The following is a 21,429-nucleotide window of genomic DNA, read 5'->3' on the forward strand; positions in this document are numbered from 1 at the left end:
GCCGGCTGCAGTTTAATAGGTGTATTCCGCCGTGAAGCGCACGGAACGCGGCGCCGTGCGGCCGGCCACCTGCAGATAGCTGCGGGCGATGGCGCCATGGTCTTCGCGCGTCTCGTTGTAGCGGGTCACGGTCTGGCTGTTGAACACATTGAACACGTCCACTTTCAGGCTCAGGCCCTTGACGGCGCTGGGAGTATAGGCCAGATTCATGTCCAGCTGGGCTTGCCAAGGCAGGCGGCCCTGGCTGCCGCGCGGCGCCGCTTTGCCATCGCAATAGAAGTAGGAATCGCCGTAGTCGTTCTCGAACTTCAGGTTGTCGGGGAGCGCGCCGATGCAGTTGCGCGGCGCTCCCGACGTCAGCGACAGGTTGGCGCCGACCGTCACGTCCGGGATGACCTGCATGAAGCCGTAGGCCTTGAAGGCGTGGCGGTGGTCGCCCGGCAGATAGCCATAGGCGTTGTACATCAGTTCCTTGTGGTCGTCGCTGACCGTCAGGCCCACGTCGCCGCCGCCGATGCTGTCCGTCTGGCCTTCCATATTGCCCTTCAAGCCGGACAGGGTGTAGGTCAGCTTGCCGTACCAGCCATTCGTGTACGGGTGCTCGATGAACAGGTTCAGGGCGCGGTAGGTGCGTGCCGGTTTCGGATTACCCCACTCCGCCGCCGAAATATCCACGCGGCGCAAGCCCTTGCCATCATCAAAATCGACCATCAGGCTGTTGTCGCGGCCCGGGTTGATGATGGCGCACTGGAAGCCGCCCCAATTGCTCGTGTCGACGCTGTTGCGCGTGGCCCAGGCTTGCAGCGGACGCGCGTCGCAGGTGTCGTCGTTGGTGTCGTTCAGCTTGCGGTACAGGACGCTGGCGCCCACCACCAGCTTCTTGCTCAGGGCGCGTTCGAAGCCGAGCGAGAATTCATCCTGCGACAGCGGCTTCAAGCCGATGGCCGTCACTTCGCGCGCATCGCGGCTCTGGCCATACGCATTGTTTGCCGAATACGGCTTGCTGATCGCGTGCAGGCCCGTCGGCGCGCCCGTGACGGGATCGATGCCCGTGTACGTGTACATCTCGCTGGTGGCCAGGAAGGGGCTGGCCATGTTGCTCGACAAATTCGATGGCACGGGCAAGTGGTAGCGGCCGCCATTGGCGAAGAATTTCAGCGTGCCGTCGCCCAGGTAATCCCAGGTAGCGCCCACGCGCGGGGCGATCATGTTGCGCTGCGAAATGAAGGCCACGCCATCGGTGCTGTAGTTGGTGAACTGTTCGCGGCGCAGGCCCAGGTCCAGCAGCACCCGTTCCGTGACCTGGTAATGGTCCTGGATGTATTGCGCCGATTGCACGCTGGTCGGGCGCGCCAGGTTGGCGTTCAAGTCCTTGCTGACGTAATAGCCTTGCGCGCCGTAGCCGCCGCCCTGGGCCGGCGTCTCAAAGGCGCCGTTGATGGCCCGGTTCGGATCCGTCGCGCGCTGATAGCTCCAGCGGTGGCCGCCGGCCAGGCTCAGGCCCACTTTCGATTCCACGTCGATGCGGTCGATGCCGCCGCGCAGCGAGTGCTTTCCCAGCTTGTATTCGAGATCGAGGCGCTTGGCTTTCTGGCGGTCTTCCGACGACGGGTCGACCAGGGTGCCCGTCACCGTTTGCTGATTGGCGTACGTCAGGCCAGGCACCTGGGTCGAGGTATTCGACGACGTTTGCGCCAGCAGCGGGTTGTAGCCGTTCGGCGTGCGGGTGTGCGAGGTGCGCGACTCGCCCATCATGGCCGTCACGGTCAGGTTGTCCGTCAGGTAGCCCGTGTACTTGAATATGTCGATGTTGGCGCCCGGCGCGGCCGACGAACCGCAGCAGTTGACCGTCGTCTCGCCCTTGCCTGCCTGTACGCCATTGCTCGCGTGCGTGGCGTAGCTGTAGCCATATGCCTGGCTGTCCGTCTTCGTGCGGTCATACAGCTTGGTGTATTCGAAGTGATGGTCGTCCGTCAGGTTGTAGTCGAGCTTGGCCATCATGCGGTCCACCTTGCTCTGGCTCGTGCTCCAGCCGCGCGCCAGGGCCGTGCCCGAGTCGGCGGCGGCGGCAACGGACTGGCTGTCCGTGCGCGTCTGTTCCAGCGCCACGAAGGCGAACAGCTTGTTCTTGATCAGCGGGCCGCTGCCGTACAGGCCCACCACTTTGCTGGTGCTGCCATTGTCGCGGTTCCAGTACAGCAGATTGCCGTCCGTCTTGGGATTGGCGCCCGTGTTCGGGTAATAGGTGTTTTCCGGCTCGCCCTTCAGCGAACGGGGAATGATGGAGACCTTGCCGCCGAATTCGACCTTGTTGCCGCCGCTCTTTGTGGTGATGTTGATCACACCGCCCGTGGAGCGGCCAAATTCCGAACCGTAGCCGCCCGACAGCACCTGCAGGTTCGAGATCGCGCCAAACGGCAGCTCCGACGCACCCACCTGGGTCAGGATATTCGTGATGGGGAAGCCGTTGACGTAGAACGCGTTTTCCGACTGTCCTGAGCCGCCGATCGATGGCGCATTGCCGTACACGCTGTTGGTGCCGCGCGAGACGCCCGGCGTCAGCTGCACGATGGACGCCACATCATTGCCGACCGGCAGCGCCTTCAATTCCTTGGCCGTGAAGATCACGCCATTGTTCGTGTTCGACACGTCGATCGGATTGCGCGACGCCTTCACCACGACGGTCTGCTCCTGACCCACGGTGCCCGCCGCGCTGACCGGGCCGAAGTTGGCCTCCGCGCCCGCGCCGATCAAGGCTTCGACTTCCTGCGATGCTTCCACCGAACCGGCACGCAGCACGCGCACCGCATAGCGGCCTGGCGGCATGGAGTTGGCCACGTAGCGGCCCGACGTATCGGGCGTCAAGGTGCGTTGCACGCCCGTCGCCAGGTTTTCCAGCACCACGGTGGCGCCGGCCGGTGCGCTCACTTCGCCGAAAATGGTGCTGGTGGCGTTCGACTGTGCCCAGGCCTGGCCTGGCACGCCGGCCGCCAGGGCGATCACGATCGCGGCGGCGCGGCTGATGTCGCGCAATTTGAGTCCGGTGGTATGCATGGTGTGTCTCCGTCTATATCGAGGGTTATGCGCGCCCTCCCCGCTCCAGGGCGAAGCCGGGGGGATGCAATTTTTATGGTGGTCGTCGGAAGGTAGCTCCAGGCAGTTGCACCTTCCGGGAAATCAGTCCGTATCGGCTGATTTTCGTTTTCTTGGGATTACTTTAAAAAGAAAAATAAGTATCGTCAACAAAAAGAAAGTTATAACGGCAATTTATCGAGAAATCCGGCAAATAAAGGCATTTTATCTTTCGATTTAATCTGTGATGCGTCCCATAACTTTCGTTATCGTGGTATGACAGATACACGCGACTGCAGCGAGGTAAGCAGAAATGGTGAATCGGCGCAAAAAAACGGGGAGAAAAACGCGAAAGCAGCCATGGCACTCTGCTTTCACTTACGTTTATCTTTCGTATTGTACATTTCGGAATATTGTCTTTTCTTTTCCATGCCAATACCCCGGCCCGCATAGACGGGCCGGGGCAGCGTCACGTATTAAAAGAACTTGTAGCTGGCCGACAGGGCGAACTGGCGGCCGAACAGGTCCTGGCTATGGTTGTAGCCTTCCCAGCCGTTCGGGTCGTAGTACGGCTTCTTGTTGAACGCGTTTTTCACGTTCAGGCCCACGTCCAGGTTCTTCACCGGCTTCCAGCTGAAGGCGAGGTTGACCGTCGTGTACGACGGCGCGCCCTTGCACTGGCCGGCCGGCAGCGCCACCGAGGCGGCGGTGCAGTTTTCCGGCGTGTTGTCCTTGTCCCACGGGCCGTAGGCCCAGCGCGTCTTGCCCGAATAGTTGATGAAGACGCTGCTGACGAAGTTGCGGTAGCTCCAGTCGGCGTTGACCGTGGCACGGTAGCGCGGCGAATCGTAGTAGCCGACGGTATTGCCCTTGATATCGCTGCCGTCTTCGCTGTCGTGGGTGTCGCGCTTGCGGATGGTGGCCGCGATGCCCGTGCTCAGCTTGCCCCAGTCACCGAGCCCAAAGCGCGTGCGCGCATCGATGTCCACGCCATCCATCAGGGTGCGGCCGCGGTTCGAATACGAGTTGATCAAGCCGCCCAGGTTGCCCACCGAGTAGCCGGGCACGCCGCCCGTGCACACGCCCGCGTTGGCGGGATTGGCGCACATGGCCGCCACCGCCGCCACGTTGCCCCGGTCCGTATCCGTCAGGTCGTTGCGGATGGCGCTGGACGTGCCGGCCAGGGTCGGGCCGTACTTGTCCACCAGTTCCGTAAACAGCTCGTTGAAGTCCTGGCGCACGATTTCGTCGCGGCGGTTGATGAACCAGTAATCGATGGAGATGCTCACGTCCTTGGCCGGCTGCAGCACCAGGCCCACCGTGGAAATCTTCGCTTTTTCCGGACGCAGGTTCTGGTTCGGCGGCGTCAGGCCGCCCACCGTCGTCGAGCAGTTCGAATTGAGCAAACTCTTGCCCAGGTCCGCATCCGTCGCCACCTTGGACTTCATCAGCGCGCGCGCCATGGCATTCGTTTCATCGCAGCGCACCGTGTCGCGGATGCCGCCCACCTGCGCAAAGACGCCGCCCGTGCCCGATTCGGCCAGGTTGGGCGCGCGGAAGCCTTCCGAATACGTCCCGCGCAGCATCAGGTCGGGACGCGCGCGCCAGATCACGCCCAGCTTGGGCGCCAGGTTGGCCGAGAAATGCGGATATTTGTCCAGCCGCGCGGCCGCGTTGACTTCCAGGGTGTCGCTGAGCGGCACCACCACTTCGCCAAACACGGCCGCGATGGTGCGCCGGCCATCGAACCAGGAACCGCCCTGCTGCGTGATCAGGCCATTGGCCGCATCCGCGTTGCCGGGCGTGAGGAAACTCTCGCGCATCACGTTGGTGCCCACGGCGGCGCGCACTTCGCGCTCGCCCAGCTTGAACAGGGTGCCTTCCACCTTCGCATCCCACGTCATCAGCTTGGTCCACGATTCGATGGCGAAGGTCGGATAGGCGCTGCGCACCAGCGCCGCATTCGCCTCGCTGATTTCGCCGAACTTGTAGGCGGGATTGTCGGAGATATACGTGCGGCCGCTGACGGGGTCTTTCGTGAACGGCCCGAATGCCTGCTCGAAGCCCTTGATGTTGATGTTCGCCGTCTGGAACAGCGTCGAATGGCTGCCCGCCACGCTGAGCGCCGTTTCAAAATCCCAACCGCCGCCGATGCTGCCGCGCAGGCCGACGAGCGCGCGGTAGTTTTCATCGACGTTCTTCTGGCCGAAGTGGCCTTGCGCATCCTGCAGCAAATAGTTCAAGCCGGCCGCGCCGCCCATCTTGGCCACCATGTCGGCATCGAGCTTGCCTTTCAGGTAAACGTTGTTGGGGCTCAGGAAAGGCGTGGCAAACGTGTTCAGGGTATTGCCCGTGTTGCGCGCGAACCAGTTGTTCGTGCTGCCGCTATTGAAGCTGGACGGGCCATTCTCGCCGCGCATCTTGATGTGGGTGAAAGCGCCTTCCGCGAACGCTTCCATGTCGCCACCGAGTTTCAGCCGGCCGCTCACGTAGGCCGTGGCGCGCTCCGAGGTGGGGCCCGTGTCGAGCTGGTTGGGCAGCGCATTCCACACACAGCGCGTGCCCGACGCTTCGGTGATGCTGTTGTTGCAGCCATTGACGGCGCGCTGGGTGCGCGCATTGTTCTTCGCCTTGTCGAAGACAAAGAAGGTCCCTGGATTCATCACGCCCGGTTCGCTGCCGACACCCACGCGCATGTTCGGGATGAAATTGGGATTGTTTACATAAAAATGCGAGGGACGCTTCTGGTACGTATCGGCCAGCGCGATGCGGTCGCGCTGGTAGACGTTCACGGAACCGTAGATGTTGTAGCCATCGCTGGCCAGGTCGCCCAGGCCATACAGCACGCTGGCCTGGCGCTCGCCATACGATTTCACGCTCGGCGAAAACTCGCCGTTGGCGCGCGCTTCCAGGCCGTGGTACGATTTCTTGGTGATCACGTTGATGACGCCGGCCACGGCGTCGGAGCCATACACGGCCGACGCGCCGTCCGTCAAAATTTCCATGCGCTCGATGGCGGCGGCGGGGATGGCGTCGATATTGACGAACATGGTCTGGAAGCCGGCCGGCGCGCCATAGAACGACAGGCGGCGGCCATTCAAAAGCACCAGCGTGCCCTGCGCGCCCATGCCGCGCAAGTTCGCTTGCGAACCGCCATCGGAGCCCGTAAACATCGAGCGGAAATCCTGCTGCGCCGGACGGGCGGCCGGCAGGTTGTCGAGCACTTGCAGCAAGGTGAGCGCGCCCATGTTCTCGATCTGCTTGGCGTTGATCACCTGTACGGGCGACGCCGTCTCCGCGTTGATGCGCTTCAGGCTGGAGCCCGTCACTTCGACACGCGCCAGTTTCTCCTCCTCCGCCGCCAGCGCCGTCGACGCCAGCCCTACCGCCACCATCGCGGCCATCAGTTTTTTCAAGTGCATTCTCAACTCCCTTTTTATAAGTGATTTGTTTTCGCAAGGCTGCAAGAGCCCCTCCCCGGTCAGAAGAGGGGCTCTTTTTAGTGAAATGATTGAAGCAGTTAGCGCGGCTTGACTGTCGCGCCTTCCGTGCCGGTGAGTACGGCATTGGCCCAGTTGCCGCAGACCTGGGCCGGGTGGGCGCCGCGCGCGCCCAGGGTGCGCAAACTGAGCTGGCTCAGGCCGCGCACGTCGATTTCGGGTTTGACCACCCCGGGAGCCGTGACCAGGCCGCTGTCGTACAGCAGCCGCTCACCGCTCCATACCTGGAATTGCAAGCCGCCCGCGCTGCGGCAGCTATCGTCCACGCCCAGGTCGGCGCGCAGCAGATTCCAGTTGCCCGCCAGCTGCAAGTCGATGCGGCTGGCGGGTCCCACGCCGAGGCCCTTGCGGAACCACAGCCCGTTCATGCGCATCTCGGCCGCCTTGCCGGCTGGCCGGTCTTTCGCGATAGTCTTCGGCAACGCCAGGTCCGACAGGTAGCGCTGCACTTCCTCGCCTTCGGCCACTCTGTGTTCGAGCACGCGGAATGCGGACAAGGTGACGGGCGCCACGTCGGTCGCCAGCGCCGCGTCGAACGCGCGCGCCACCGGACCCGCTTGCGCCGCCGTTACCATCGGGTCCAGGGACGCCGCGCCATCGCCTTCCGGATTTTGCGTGCTCATGACGCGAAAGCGCAGCAAGCGCCCGGCCGTGGCGGGGAAGTTGATCGTCTGCGGGCCTTCCTGCAGCTTCAAGGTGCCCCGCTGCAGCGGCGCGCCCCACTCGCCGTTGTTGTCGCCGATGTAGATTTCATAGTCGCGCACCTGGCCATGCTTCCAGTGCTGGTCGTTGCGCGGCGCCAGTTCGACGCCGTCCACCAGGCGCCGTTCCGTGAAGCCGATCACCCATTCATGCGGCCCGCTTTTCACGGACGGGCTGCGCACGGTGCGGAACCACGTCTCCGGCTTGCCATCGAAGGCGTTTTCCAGCGGATAGCCGCTTTCTTCCGCAGGACGCGCCACCACCTGCATGGCGTCGGGCGGCAAGGCGCGGCCCGGCACGGGCGCGGCCGGGAAGTCGGCATCCGTGCGTGCCACGGCCAGCGCGCCGGCGACCTGCAGCATCAAGGGCTGGCGGATATCCTGCGCCGCCACTTTCACGTGCAGGGTGCCTTGCCTGTCCGCCGCATCAAAATACCAGCCCTCTGCCGCCTTGTCGTAGGCGGCACGGCCGGCGGCTGCCGCGATCAGGCGCTCGCCAGCCCGCACGGCGGCCGGTGCCTGGCCCGCCAGCATGCGCAGCGCATAAGCGCGACGCGCTTCCTGGCCCTGGTACTGGCCATCGACGGCGCCGATGTCGACCTGCACGTCGGCGCCCGTCTGGCGCATGCGGATGACTTGCTGGCTGAAGGCGCCGCCCTGGTACTGGCGCGTGTTGCCGTCGTCTTCATACAGGGTGTAGTCGGAATCGCCGTGCGGGTAGATATCGAGGGTCAGCTGATCCTTCGGCTTCTGGCCGTCGTACAGCATTTCCGGATACATGGGCAGGATGGCGCCGGCACGCACGAACACGGGCAGTTTATCGAGCGTCACCTGCAGATCGAGGTCGCGCCCCTTGGCGTCGGCCGTGGCCTGGCGGCCATCCCAGTAGTCGTACCACGTGCCCTGCGGCAGGTGGATGCCCTTGCGCCAGCCGCCGCTGACGGCCTGGCTGCGGTAGACGGGCGCCACCAGCACGTCGCGGCCCAGGAGGAACTGGTATTTATAGGCTTCCGTATAGGCGGCCGGGTCTTGCGGGTAATCCCACATCAGGCCGCGCACCAGCGGCGCGCCCGATTGCTCCGCTTCGCGCACGAGGGTATACATATACGGCGTCAAACGCATCTTGAGTTTCAGATAGCGGCGGTTGATGTCGCGGTACGGCTCATCGAACCACCACGGGTGCTTGCGCTCGGCCGCGGCCCAGCCGGACATGCCCATCAGGACGGGCGTAAAGCTTTTCCACTGCAGGTCGCGCAGATAGGTTTCCGGGCTTCCGCCAAAGATGGCGTCCACGTCGCCCGATGCATAGGCCTGGCCGGACAGGCCCGAGCCGATCAGGGTGGGAATGTGCCAGCGGATGTAGTCCCAGCTGGCGCTCTGGTCGCCCGTCCACGCCACGGCGTAGCGCTGGATGCCGGCCCAGCCCATCACCGTCCACAGGAACGGCCGGCTGTCGGAGTTGTTCAGGATGCCGTCGTAGGCCGACTTGTTCGCATCCATGGCGAACTGGTAGCCCTTGCCCGTCCACGCCACGTCGAGCTTTTGCACGCGGCTGCCCGCCTGGCCCACTTCCCAGGCGATCTTGTCGACGCCGTTTTCCGTCCACAGGCCCGTACGGAAGCCGTAGCCGGCCAGGCCCTTCACCGTTTCCGGCAAATTCGTGTAGCCGCAGCCGTAGCCGTCGTTGGGCAGTATCCAGCCGCCCGGCATGTCGTGTTCGCGGTACTGGCGCGCCACCGTTTCCACCACGTCCGGCGTCTTGCCCGTGGGGCCGTCCGTCCAGTTCTTCGGCACGGAACCGGGCTTTTTCACGTTATCGCCATCGTTGTAGCAATCGGCGTCGCCGTATTCCAGCGCCCAGCGGGGCAGCATGCGCGCGCGGCCCGTCAAGTCCGTGTAGCGGGCGACGACGTCGCGCAAGTCCTTGCCGACGAAGAAATACGCATCGAAGCGGCCTTCCGCGTGCTGCAGCGAGATCTGCTCCTTGTCGCGCAGATCGTAGTTCCCGTCGGACCAGGTATTGCGCAGCATGCCCCAGCCGCGTGAACTCATGAGGAATGGCGCGGGATTCGGCCGGTCGCCCTCTTCCCAGCCGCCCGAATACGATACGGGCACCTGCTTGCCCTTGAATTCGAAGCGGCCATTCTGCTGGCCGCCGCCAAAGTAACGCTCGCCCGGCAAGCTCGATAGCACCTGCACGCCCTGCTTGTCGTCGAGCGACAGCGGCTGCACCTCGCGCCACAAGGGCACCGCATCACCGTTGCGGAAAAGGGTAAAGCGCAGCGGTTTGCGGTCGATGCGCAGGCTCAGGGCATCCGTGTTGATCAGGATATGGTCAGGCTGCTCCTTGAGCTGGTACACCACCTGTGCGGCAGGCTGGCCCACGACGATGGGCGCTGCCTTGTCGCCGGGCCCCGTCAAGCCTGCCTTGCCGCCGGCCTCGATGCGCAGCACGTCCACCTGCGGCAGGCTGATGCGCAGTTGCATGCCCGTGTCGCTGCGCAGGTCCCAGCCCAGCGCCTCGCCCTTGGCCACGTCGGCCGCATGCACGGCGCTCAAGCTGGTCAGGTTACCGATAGGCGCGGCCTGCAGGCCGGGTCCGGCCAGGGTGGCAAGGGCGGCCAGGACACAGGCGGCAAGGGCGCGGCGGGGAAGCGGGAGAGGTTTCATCTGCTGGCTTTCAGAAAATCGAAGTGATGGAAATACTTTAAGAAGAAAAATAAATATCGTCAATCAAAAGAAAGTTAAAGCGACAATTTATTAATAAAATGCCCAGAATTGGCGCATTTTTCTTACGTTTCACCAAAATGTCACAAAACATACTTTCGTTATCGTGGCATTTCAGCGACAGGCCGCGCCGCCACGGGCTTTTGCGCTGCACCGCAGCATGCTTCATGGCCATTAAAACGACATTATTTCGCAAGCCGCCCAACTATTTACTTTCGTTTTACTTTCGTATTTGACTTTTCGAAATTTAGTATTTATGCTTTCTCCAACAAACACTTTACTGACCTCTCATGACTACCCTTCTTCAGCGTGACATTCAAACCTGGCGCGACATCGGCGGCCTGCACACGGCCGAGGAAATCGCCCACCAGCCGGCCATCTGGCGCGCGCTGGCCGGCATCTTGCGCATGGAGCAAGCGACACTGGCCGCCTTCCTGGGCGACGCGCTGTCGAACCCACAACAACGCGTCATCCTGACGGGCGCCGGCAGCTCCGCCTACGTGGGCGAAATCGTCGTCGATACCCTGAATGCGGCCTGGCCCGCGCAAATCCGCGCCATCGCCACCACGACTTTGCTGACGCACCATGAGCTGTACCTCGAAGCGGATGCGCCCACCCTGCTCGTCTCGTTTGCCCGCAGCGGCGACAGCCCGGAAAGCCTGGCGGCCGTGGAACTGCTGCGCCAGGTCGTGCCCGGCGCGCGCTTTTTGAACATCACCTGCAACGCCGATGGCAAGCTGGCACGCCAGGGTGCGAACGATGCCAACACCTACAACCTGCTGATGCCGGAAGGCAGCTGCGACCGCGGCTTCGCCATGACCAGCAGTTTCAGCAGCATGCTGCTGGCGGCCCTGTCGGTACTGGGCAAGGATACTGATTTGTCGCGCCTGGACACCCTGGCACAGCTGGGCGAACACGCCTTGCACGACTGGTCTGCCCCCGTGGCGGACCTGGGTTCGACACCCGTGCGGCGCGTCGTCTACCTTGGCAGCGGCCCGCTGGAAGCGCTGGCCAAGGAAGCGGCATTGAAGATCCTGGAATTGACGGGTGGCAGAGTGATGGCGATGGCGAATACGCCGCTGGGTTTCCGCCACGGCCCGAAATCGGCCGTCACCACGGAGTCGCTCGTGATCCTGCTGCGCAGCAGCAAGCCGCTGGCGCGCCAGTACGAAGACGACCTATTGAAAGAACTGCAGCGCGACAGCGTGGCGCAGACGTGCCTGACCGTGGGTATCGGCGGTGACTTATCTGCCGATGCGCCGGCCTGGCCCGACGCCTGGCTGGCCCCGCTGTGGCTGCTGATGGCGCAGCAATATGCGCTGCACCAGTCCGCACTGCTGCAACTGCGCCCCGACAATCCATTCGCCGGCGGCATCGTCAACCGTGTCGTGCAAGGCGTCACCATCTATGGCCATGACCAATTCTAATCACACAGCCGGCTACCACGGCATCGATATCGGCGGCAGCAAGATAGAGCTGGTCGCCTTTGCCGACCGCGATGGCGCGCTGGAAGAAGTGTTCCGCGAACGGGTCGCTACGCCCGGCGACGATTTCAACGCCTTCGTGCAAGCCATCATCGGCCTGGTGGAACGCGGCGACGCGGCACTGGGCACGACGGCGCCCGTCGGCATCGGCTTGCCTGGCGTGATCGATAGCGCCAGCGGACGCCAGCTCAGCTCCAACGTGCCGGCCCTGAACGGCCGCCTCGTGGCGCAAACCCTGCAGCAAGCCTTGCAGCGCCCTGTCGCCATCGGCAACGATTGCCAGTGCTTCGCCCTGTCGGAAGCGCAAGGCGGCGCGGCCGACAATGCCGCCAGCATGTTCGGCGCCATCCTCGGCACCGGCGCCGGCGGCGGCTATTGCGTGGGCGGCCAGCTGCTGCGCGGCTTTAACGGCGTGGCCGGCGAATGGGGTCACTGGAGCCTGCCCGCCACCCTGCTGGCGCAGCACGGCCTGGCCGGTTACGACTGCCCGTGCGGCAAGGCGGGCTGCCTGGAACGCTATGTCTCCGGCCCCGCCATGCGCAAACTCCACGCCCACTTTGGCGGCGATGGCGCCGAGCCGCTGGCCATCGTCGCGCGCGCCAACATGGGCGACGCCGTGGCTCAGCGCACGGTGGCCGTGCACCTCGACGTGCTGGGCCACGCGCTGGCCGGCCTCGTGCTGGCCTATGACCCGCACGTCATCGTGCTTGGCGGTGGCCTGTCCAAGCTGCCGCACCTGTACGACAAGCTGCCGGCCGCCGTGAAGCGCCATCTGTTCCCCGGCGTGCACGTGCCGCCGATTTTGCCGCCCCGCTTTGGCGACGCCGGCGGCGCGCGCGGCGCGGCCCTCTTGATACGACAACATACAAAGGCGTAAACATGATGAAGCAAGCGGAAAACCCGATTTTTACCCTGTCCCCGATCCAGCAAGTGATCAAGGCGCACCGCCGCGGCGAGCGCGTGGGACTGTACGCCGTCTGCTGCAGCCACCCGAGCGTGCTGCGCGCCGCCATGCGCGTGGCCAGCGAGTACGACACGGTGCTGCTGGTCGAGGCGACGTCGAACCAGGTCGACCAGTTCGGCGGCTACACGGGCATGACACCGGCCGTTTTCCGCGACACCATGCTGGCCCTGGCTCGCGAACAGGGCTTCCCCGCCAGCCGCCTCGTGCTGGGCGGCGACCATCTGGGCCCGAACGCCTGGCAGCACCTCGATGCGGCCACCGCGATGAACCACGCCGAAACCCTGATCGCCGCATATGCGTCGGCCGGCTTCCATAAGATCCACCTCGATTGCAGCATGCGCTGTGCGGACGATCCCTTGCAGCTCGACGATGAAACCGTGGCCGCCCGTTCGGCGCGCCTGTGCATCGTCGCCGAAGAGGCAGCGGCCGCCGCTGGCTTCGCGCCGCCCGTCTATGTGATCGGCACGGAAGTGCCGGTTCCCGGCGGCGAAGCGTCGCTGGCGCAGGCCGGCGCCGTCACCAGTCCGCAGGCGGCGCGCCGTACGCTCGACGTGCACCGCCGCGCCTTCCTCGACAAGGAATTGCATGGCGCCTGGCGCCGCGTCATCGCCATGGTGGTGCAGCCGGGCGTCGATTTCGACCAGAGCAGCATCCAGCATTACGATGCCGATGCCGCCACAGAACTGTCGGCCTTTGTCGCCGAGCAGCCCGGCCTCGTGTTCGAAGCCCATTCCACCGACTACCAGCGCGAAACGGCGCTGCACGCCATGGTGCGCGACCATTTCGCCATCCTGAAAGTGGGTCCGGCCGCCACCTTCGCCCTGCGCGAAGCGCTGTTCGCCCTGTGCCAGATCGAGGAGGAACTGCTGCCAGCGCACGCCACCTCGCAGCTGATGCAGGTGCTCGACGACGTGATGGTGGCCAAGCCGAAGAACTGGATCAAGCATTACCTGGGCACGCCGGACGAGCAGCGCCTGATGCGCCGCTACGGCTTGAGCGACCGTTGCCGCTATTACTGGGGCGAGCCGGAAGTGGCGGCCGCCGTCGGCAAACTGCTGGCCAACCTGGATACGGTGGCCATTCCGCTGCCGCTCCTGAGCCAGCATTTGCCGGAACAGTATCTGGCCGTGGTGCAGGGCAGCTTGCCGGCGCAGGCGCAGGCCCTGATCGAGCACAAGATCGGCAGCTTGCTGGCGCAATATGCGCGCGCCTGCAACCGCAATGCGGCAGTCCCCGTCATTGCCGAAGCGGCAATCTGTTAAGCTCGGTATTTTCACTTTTTACCGAGCCCGCCACCATGCGAAATACCAGCCAACGCCGTGAATCCATCCTCCAAATGCTTGCCCAGCAGGGCTCGGTGCAAGTGACCGACTTGGTGGAAAAGCTCGGCGTGTCCGCTGTCACCATCCGCAGCGACTTGAATGCGCTGGAAGCGCAAGGCATGGCCACGCGCAGCCACGGCGGCGCGACCCTCACGCGCACGCCCCCGCTTGAACACACGATACGCCAGAAAGACGCCATCAACCACGAGCAGAAGGAGCGCATCGGCGCCTATGCGGCGCGGCTGGTGGAACCGGGCGACAACATCATCATCGACTCGGGCACCACCACCATCTCGCTGGCGCGCCATCTGCGCGATGCGACGGGCGTGACGGTGGCCACGAATGGCCTGAACATCGCGTGGGAACTGGCCGACGCGCCCGGCGTGGACCTGATCCTCACGGGCGGCCTGCTGCGCAAGCAGTCGCTGTCGATCCAGGGCAGCCAGGCGGAAACCTGTCTGCAGGCCTACAGCTTCGACAAGCTGTTTCTGGGCGTCGACGGCTTCGACCTGCAGTTTGGCGTGACCACCCACCACGAAGCGGAAGCAAGCCTGAACCACAAGATGGTGGAACGGGCGAAGAAAATCATCGTCCTCACGGACGCCTCGAAGTTCGGCCGCGTCAGCCTGCACCGCATCGTGCAGCTGGACCGGGTCGATACCGTCATCACCGATGCCAGCATCAGCCAGGAGTACCGCGAAGGGCTGCAAAAGCTGGGCATCGAACTTTTTATAGCGGAATAACACATGCTGAGCGGCAGAATCCTTACCCCATCTGGCTGGATCACGGGCACCATCACCTTTGACCAGCGCATCGTCCAGATACAAGAAGACCCTGCCGCCGACAGCGCGCTGACCATCCTGCCCGGCTTCATCGACCTGCACGTGCATGGCGCGGCCGGCGTCGACATCATGGAAGGCGGGAACGCGGGCGCCACCGTGGCGCAAGTGCACGCACGCCACGGCACCACGGCCCTGCTGGGCACGACCCTGACAGCCAAGGAACCGTCGATCCTGTGCGCCCTGCAAGGCCTGGCCGGCGTCATCGCCGAGCGCCCCGCCAACGGCGCGCGCATGCTGGGCGTGCACCTGGAAGGACCGTTTTTGAATTTGCACCGCCTGGGCGCGCAGCCGCCCGACGTCGTGCAGGCCAGCCTGGCGCTGGTGCAGCGCTTTCACGCCATCGCGCCCATCAAGGTCTTGACCATGGCGCCGGAAATCCCCGGCCATCTGGAACTGATCCCGCAACTGGCGGCCATGGGCATCCGCGTGCAGATCGGCCACAGCGCCGGCACGTATGACGAAGGCGTGGCCGCGCTGAACGCCGGCGTGTCCGGCTTTACCCACCTGTACAACGGCATGACGGGCATGACGCATTACGACCCGGGCATGGTCGGCGCGGCGCTGGCGCATGCCGAATACGCGGAAATCATCCCCGACCTGCAGCACGTGGCCAAGGGCGCCCTGCGCGCGGCCCTGCGCGCCATCCCGCGCCTGTACGGCGTGACGGATGCCACCTCGGCCACCGGCATGCCCGATGGCGAGTACGGCCTGGGCACGCAGCGCGTCTACAAATGCCTGGGCTGCGTGCGCCTGGCCACGGGTTCCCTGGCCGGTAGCGTGCTGACCATGGACCAGGCCCTGCGCAATTTCGTCGACCTGGGCCTGGACCTGGCCGACGCCTCGAACCGCTTGTCGCTGTACCCGGCCGACTACCTGGGCGAATCCGAACGGGGCCGATTGGCGCCGGGCGCCTGGGCCGATATCGTCGTCCTCGATTCCCAATTACAGCCAGTGTCCGTCTTCGTCGAAGGCACGGCCATCGATCTTTCCACCCGCTAGACCATCCACAACCTCAACCCCGTCCCGGAGTTACCATGCACGACACGTCACACAAGGCCCCCGTGTGGGCCATGCGCTACCTGCTATTTATTGCCGGCATGGGGGGATTGCTGTACGGCATAGACATCGGCATCATCGCCGGCGCCCTGCCCTACCTGGAATCGACGGCCTCCGTGGCCTGGAAACTGACGGCCCAGCAACTGAGCTTTATCGTCGCCGCCGTGCTGCTGGGTTCCGTGCTGTCGTCGCTGTTCGCCGGCGCCCTGGCCGACCTGCTGGGCCGGCGCTGGGTGATGTTCCTGGCCGGCGCCCTGTTCAGCGCCAGCATCCCGCTGATCGCGCTGGCCGACGGCTACACGCCGCTGCTGCTGGGCCGTCTGCTGCAAGGCATCAGCGGCGGCTTGATCGGCGTCGTCGTGCCTTTGTACTTGGCCGAATGCCTGCCCGCGCAGCAGCGCGGACGGGGCGCCGCCCTGTTCCAGCTGCTGCTGACCATCGGCCTGGTGGCCGCCGCCCTGATCGGCCTGATGCAGGCGCAGACGGTGGAAACGGCCACGCAGGCGGCGCAAGCGTTGCCGGAAGCGGGCCGCGTCGCCGCCATCTTCACGGCCAAGGACCAGGCCTGGCGCAGCATCTTCTGGGTCTGTTTGACGCCGGGCCTCGTGTTTACCGTCGGCGCCCTGCTGCTGGCCGAGTCGCCGCGCTGGCTGGCGCAACGGGGCCGCATCGAGCAGGCGCGCCAGTCGCTGCTGCGTACGCGTTTGCCCGCCGCCGCCGACATCGAGCTGCGCGAGATGCAAGATACGCCCGAGAATACGGCCAAGGCCAGCGGCAAGGCAAAAGACCCGCTGCTGAGCCGCCGCTACGTGCTGCCCTTCCTGCTCGCTTGTTTGATCCTCGCCTGCACACAGGCGACGGGCATCAATTCCATCCTCGCCTATGTCGTCAATATCCTGAACCAGGCAGGCCTGTCGGGCGCCTCGGCCAACATGGCCGACGTCTTGCTGAAAGTACTCAATGCCGTGATGACGGTGGTGGCCGTGCTGCTGGTCGACCGCAAGGGCCGCAAATTCCTGCTGATGCTGGGCACGGGCGGCATCGTCGTCTCGCTGCTGGCGGCCGGCTTGCTGTTCCGCGGCGCCGAAGCCCACCTGGCCGACGTGCGCCCCGCCATCGCGGCGCAGGTGCAGGCCGATGGCCTGGCCTTGCAGCTCGATGCGGCCGCCTTGACGGCCCTGGGCGCGGCGGCCGACGGCACGCCGCAGCAGCTGACCATCGCCTACGCCTACGGCCCGTTCACCAACGTGAAAAGCTTGCGCAGCGACGATCCCGTACTGCGCCAGGTGACGATCGCCCGCGACGACGCCGTGCAGCCTGACAGCGTGATCGGCGTGTTCTTCCGCAAGCTGCACCTGAATCCGTTCGCCGACCCGGCCGCCGGGCGCGAAGCGCCGCTGCGCATCGAGAAGGCCAGCCTGGGCCCCGTGCCCTCGTCCACGCACGGCTGGCTGGTGGCCATTGCCATCTGCGTGTTCGTGTCCAGCTTTGCCGTGGGACCGGGCGTGTGCGTGTGGCTGGCCCTGTCCGAACTGATGCCGACGCGCATCCGCTCGAACGGCATGAGCATCGCGCTGCTGGTCAACCAGTTCGTCTCGACGGTGATCGCCGCCATCTTCCTGCCGACCGTGGGCTTGCACGGCTATTCGACCCTGTTCTTCTTTGGCGCCGGCTGCACGGTGCTGTATTTCCTGGCGGCAGCGTTTTTGCTCCCCGAAACCAAGGGCAAGACCTTGGAAGAGATCGAAGCGCACTTTGCCAAGTAAGCCAGAGTAACCAACTGTAGCAGTCTCCTTTCCAGCCCCGGGCCACCATCCGGGGCTGTTTTTTTGCCTGCCGGACAAGTTTGCGGGGCTGGCGCGCACGGCACCGTACGGTTTTCCTTCTGGAATCAAGGGCGCGTGGGCTAGAATCTGGCTGCGTCGTGCTACTCACGAGGCGGCAATGGCGCCATGACAAAAACCACCAGGAGACACAGTGAGCTTATTTAGAACCAAGAATTTGGATGACATGATCGCCCACAGCAAGAAACCGGGAGGTCTGGCAAAAGTGCTGGGGCCCTTCGACCTTGTCCTCATGGGCATAGGCGCCATCGTCGGCACGGGCATTTTTGTGCTCACCGGCACGGGCGCCCTGACGGCCGGGCCCGCCTTGTCGCTGTCGTTCGTCGTGGCGGCCGTCGCCTGCTGCTTCGCCGCCCTGTGCTACGCGGAATTCGCTTCCACCGTGCCCGTGGCCGGTTCCATCTACACCTACAGCTATGCCACTTTAGGCGAGCTGGCCGCCTGGATGATAGGCTGGGACTTGCTACTCGAGTACGGCCTGGCCGCGGCCGCCGTCTCCGTCGGCTGGTCCGGCTACTTCCAGTCGCTGCTGTCGGGCTTTGGCATCGCCCTGCCCGTCGCCCTGACGGCCGCACCCGGCGCCCTGCCTGGCGTGACTACCTTCATCAACCTGCCCGCCCTCGTCATCATGCTGCTGCTGACGGCCATGCTGGGCTGGGGCGTGCGCGAATCGGCGCGCCTGAACAACATCATGGTGGCCATCAAGGTGGGCGTGGTCCTGCTGTTCATCATCTTCGGCGCGCGCCACGTGCAGCCGGCCAACTGGCAGCCCTACATGCCGTTCGGCTACCACGGCATGCTGAGCGCCGCCGCCCTCGTCTTCTTCGCCTTCATCGGCTTTGACGCCGTCACTTCGGCCGCCGAGGAAGTCAAGAAACCGTCGCGCGACCTGCCGATCGGCATCATAGGATCCTTGGCCGTGTGCGCCGTGCTGTACGTCGTGGTGTCGGCCATCATGACGGGCATCGTGCCATATCAAAAATTCCTCGGCGTCGACCATCCCGTCTCGCTGGCCCTGCAGTATGCGGGCGAAAACTGGATCGCCGGCTTCGTCGACCTGGGCGCCATCCTCGGCATGACCACCGTGATCCTCGTGATGGCCTTCGGCCAGACGCGCATCATCTTCGCCATGTCGCGCGACGGCTTGCTGCCCAAGCGCCTGTCGACCGTGCACCCGCGCTTCCACACGCCGTTCTTCGCCACCTGGCTGGTCGGCATCGTCTTCGGCCTGATCGCCGCCGTGATCCCGCTCAACATCCTCGCTGAACTGATCAACATCGGCACCTTGGCCGCCTTCACGATGGTCTCCGTCGCCGTCGTGGTGCTGCGCAAGAAGCGTCCGGACCTGCCGCGCGCCTTCCGCTGCCCTGGCGTGCCGTACGTGCCGGCGCTGGCCGTGATCCTGTGCGTGGGCCTGATGACCTTCCTCAGCTGGGTCACCTGGGTGGCCTTTACCATCTGGCTCGTGATCGGCCTGGTCATCTACTTCGGCTACGCGCGCCGCCGTTCGCTGCTGCATCCGCAACAGTAATCCCCTCCACTGCGCCATCGCAGTAAGATGGCGGTCTCGCAACCCCGCAGACCGCCATCGATGCAACGCTCCCCCGACCTCATCAAACAGCTGGACCACAGCACGGACCAGCTCAAGCGCGCGCGCCTGCGCAGCATGCAGTGGCTGGCCGTTGGCTTGCTGCTGCTGGCCGCGCTGGTCTTTGCCGTGGCCCGCTCGCAGCGCGGCGGCCACCCGGCCTGGGGCTATGTGGAAGCGTTCGCCGAAGCGTCCATGGTGGGGGCGATCGCCGACTGGTTCGCCGTCGTCGCGCTGTTCCGCCACCCGCTGGGCATCCCCCTGTGGCATACGGCCATCATCCCGAACAGCAAGGCCGACATCGGGCGTAGCCTGGGCGCCTTCGTGGAAAACCATTTCATTACCGAGCAAGGCATCGCCGAACGCATCGCGCAAGCCGATCCCGCCGCGCGCCTGGGCGCCTGGCTGGCCGACGAGGCCCACGCGCGGCAACTGGGTGTCGCCAGCGCCGGCGTGGCGAAGCAGCTGCTGGCGATGGCCGACCACGACAAGCTGGGGCAGCTGCTGCGCGAGCAGGCCAGCGGCTACCTGGGCCAATTGAATCTGTCGGATGTGGCGGCCGACTGCATCGATGCGCTGATCGCCGACGGCAAGCCGCAGGAACTGCTGGACTTCCTGCTCGACCGCGGCGCCGCCTACCTCGACGACGAGGCGCACCACGCGGCCATCGGCGACTTCGTGCTGGGCGCCTTCCAGATCGAGAACGCGCTGATCAAAAAAGCCGTGAAGGCGTACGAGCCGCGCATGATCGCCTCGCTGCAAAAATTCGCGCTCGCCGTGCGCATCGATCCGGAGCACCCGCTGCGCCAGCGCATCGCCGGCTGGATCGCCGACAGCGCCTTGCACTTGAAGGCCGACCCGCAGTGGCAGGACACGGTGCGCCGCTACCAGCTGCAGCTGATCGCCAGCGACACGGTGCAAGCCATGCTGGGCGACGTGTGGAAGCACATCAGCACGCGCGTGCTGGCCGACCTGCACGCCGACCAGCCCGTGCTGGCGCAAGCGATCGCCAGCCTGGCGCGCAACACGGGCCGGGTGCTGGGCACGGACGACCATGCGCGGGCATGGCTGAACGGCGCCATCGTCGCCGGCAGCGGATCGCTGGTGCGCCGTTACCGGGGCGAAGTGGGCGCCTTCATCGCCGCCCGCCTGGACCTGTGGAGCAAGGAAGAAATGAGCGAGCGCATCGAACTGGCCATCGGGCGCGACCTGCAATTCATCCGCATCAACGGCACCATCGTGGGCGGCCTGGCCGGCTTGCTGATTTACGCCGCCAGCCAGGCGTTCTAACCATACTTACCAGCGCGGCACGGCGCTGGCCGGCGCCGCATGCGACGGAAAATGCGGCAGCACTTCCTGCGCCAGTTCCTGCAGCACCTCGGCGGCCGGACGCCGGCCATGCTGGATGCCCAGTGCCGCATGGTTGACGCCCGCTTCCTGCCATTCCCCCAGCAGATCGATCAAGCCCGTGCGCCCCGTGCGCAGCACATAGCCGCTGCGCACGGGCGTGCGCGGATAGTCGGGGTCGTCCACCAGGTCCAGCCACTCATTGCACATGTGCGGACGAAAGCCGCCATCCGGGATGCACTGGCGCCAGGCGCGGATCTTTTCCGCCAGCCGGCGCGGCCCGTCCGGCGTACCGGTCGCTTCGGGATACGTCAGCCAGCCATCGGCGTGGCGCCCTATCCACTCAAGCGGCTGGCCCGAGGAACTGGTGACGATCAGGGGAATGGCGCCCGCCACGGGCTTGGGCAGCAGTTCGAGGCCATCGAGCTTCCCCAGCGGGCTGCTGACATGCGCGGGGCCAGGGCGCAGCAACTGGCGGAACAGGTGCACGGCCTGCGCATAGCGTTCGCCACGCGTATCGTACGGCACGCCATATGCGGGAAATTCGCTGGCGCGGTCGCCCGAGGCCGTGCCCAGCACCAGGCGCCCGCCCGACAACTGGTCGATGCTGGCGGCCGCCTTGGCCAGGTCGATGGGATGGCGCAGGGTAAAAATGGCGCTGCCCGTGGCCAGGGCCAGCGAGTCCGTGCGCGCCGCCAGGTAGGTGAGATAGGTCCACGGGTCGAACAGCTGGCCTGCGTCGCCGAAGCGCGGGTCGAACAGGGGAATATCGCGCACCCAGGCGGCGGCGAAGCCTTGCCTGTCCATGGCGGCGACCAGGTCGGCCTGGCCGGCCAGCGCCCGCATGTCGCCCTGGTAAAAACGCAGCGGCAGGTAAATGCCGAGGGTAAGCGCGCCGGGCGCGAACATGCGGCGGTAGCCGCGGTGCTGCGTGAAGGCCTGCGACGAGGCGCCTTCCGTGATGTCATTGCTCATGCTGTTC

At 65.1% G+C, this 21,429-nt stretch carries 12 protein-coding genes; 8 read left to right on the forward strand and 4 right to left on the reverse strand.

What is annotated here, in order from left to right; genetic code table 11:
• Positions 1-12 precede the first annotated feature (12 nt).
• The 3 genes from KO538_RS20230 to KO538_RS20240 all read right to left on the reverse strand — a co-directional run bounded on the left by KO538_RS20230 (position 13) and on the right by KO538_RS20240 (position 9,943).
• Positions 13-3,054, reverse strand: coding sequence for a TonB-dependent receptor (locus tag KO538_RS20230; protein ID WP_219329447.1), 3,042 nt, complete (start codon positions 3,052-3,054; stop codon positions 13-15).
• Positions 3,055-3,548: 494 nt separating this feature from the next.
• Positions 3,549-6,494: a TonB-dependent siderophore receptor gene (locus KO538_RS20235; protein WP_219329448.1), complete on the reverse strand. Its 2,946-nt coding sequence runs from the start codon at positions 6,492-6,494 to the stop codon at positions 3,549-3,551.
• A 98-nt stretch (positions 6,495-6,592) separates the two neighbouring features.
• Entirely contained in the window at positions 6,593-9,943 is a 3,351-nt protein-coding gene (locus KO538_RS20240) for a TIM-barrel domain-containing protein (protein ID WP_034751274.1), read from the reverse strand.
• A 347-nt stretch (positions 9,944-10,290) separates the two neighbouring features.
• Here KO538_RS20240 and KO538_RS20245 point away from each other — a divergent pair, with 347 nt between their 5' ends.
• The 8 genes from KO538_RS20245 to KO538_RS20280 all read left to right on the forward strand — a co-directional run bounded on the left by KO538_RS20245 (position 10,291) and on the right by KO538_RS20280 (position 20,390).
• On the forward strand, positions 10,291-11,427 hold the full coding sequence (locus KO538_RS20245) for an SIS domain-containing protein (protein ID WP_219329449.1): 1,137 nt from the start codon (positions 10,291-10,293) through the stop codon (positions 11,425-11,427).
• Positions 11,414-12,361, forward strand: coding sequence for an ROK family protein (locus KO538_RS20250; RefSeq protein WP_219329450.1), 948 nt, complete (start codon positions 11,414-11,416; stop codon positions 12,359-12,361). The genes KO538_RS20245 and KO538_RS20250 overlap by 14 nt, the downstream gene beginning before the upstream one ends.
• Before the next feature lie 5 nt (positions 12,362-12,366).
• The gene (locus KO538_RS20255) at positions 12,367-13,710 is read left to right on the forward strand and encodes a D-tagatose-bisphosphate aldolase, class II, non-catalytic subunit (RefSeq protein ID WP_219329488.1); all 1,344 of its coding nucleotides are present in this window, start codon (positions 12,367-12,369) and stop codon (positions 13,708-13,710) included.
• 35 nt (positions 13,711-13,745) lie between these two features.
• Positions 13,746-14,513 (forward strand): DeoR family transcriptional regulator, encoded by a 768-nt coding sequence (locus tag KO538_RS20260; RefSeq protein ID WP_034751280.1) that lies wholly within the window; start codon positions 13,746-13,748, stop codon positions 14,511-14,513.
• Between the two features lie 3 nt (positions 14,514-14,516).
• The gene (locus tag KO538_RS20265; RefSeq protein WP_219329451.1) at positions 14,517-15,611 is read left to right on the forward strand and encodes an N-acetylglucosamine-6-phosphate deacetylase; all 1,095 of its coding nucleotides are present in this window, start codon (positions 14,517-14,519) and stop codon (positions 15,609-15,611) included.
• A 35-nt stretch (positions 15,612-15,646) separates the two neighbouring features.
• On the forward strand, positions 15,647-17,434 hold the full coding sequence (locus tag KO538_RS20270) for an MFS transporter (protein WP_219329452.1): 1,788 nt from the start codon (positions 15,647-15,649) through the stop codon (positions 17,432-17,434).
• A gap of 211 nt (positions 17,435-17,645) precedes the next feature.
• Positions 17,646-19,043 (forward strand): amino acid permease, encoded by a 1,398-nt coding sequence (locus KO538_RS20275; RefSeq protein WP_034751289.1) that lies wholly within the window; start codon positions 17,646-17,648, stop codon positions 19,041-19,043.
• A gap of 60 nt (positions 19,044-19,103) precedes the next feature.
• The gene (locus KO538_RS20280) at positions 19,104-20,390 is read left to right on the forward strand and encodes a DUF445 domain-containing protein (RefSeq protein WP_219329453.1); all 1,287 of its coding nucleotides are present in this window, start codon (positions 19,104-19,106) and stop codon (positions 20,388-20,390) included.
• Positions 20,391-20,396: 6 nt separating this feature from the next.
• Here the strand turns inward: KO538_RS20280 and KO538_RS20285 are convergent, their stop codons facing one another.
• Positions 20,397-21,422, reverse strand: coding sequence for an LLM class oxidoreductase (locus KO538_RS20285; RefSeq protein WP_257620469.1), 1,026 nt, complete (start codon positions 21,420-21,422; stop codon positions 20,397-20,399).
• Positions 21,423-21,429 lie beyond the last annotated feature (7 nt).

It is taken from the genome of Janthinobacterium sp. NKUCC08_JDC (genome assembly GCF_019345575.1).
GTDB lineage: Bacteria > Pseudomonadota > Gammaproteobacteria > Burkholderiales > Burkholderiaceae_D > Janthinobacterium > Janthinobacterium aestuarii.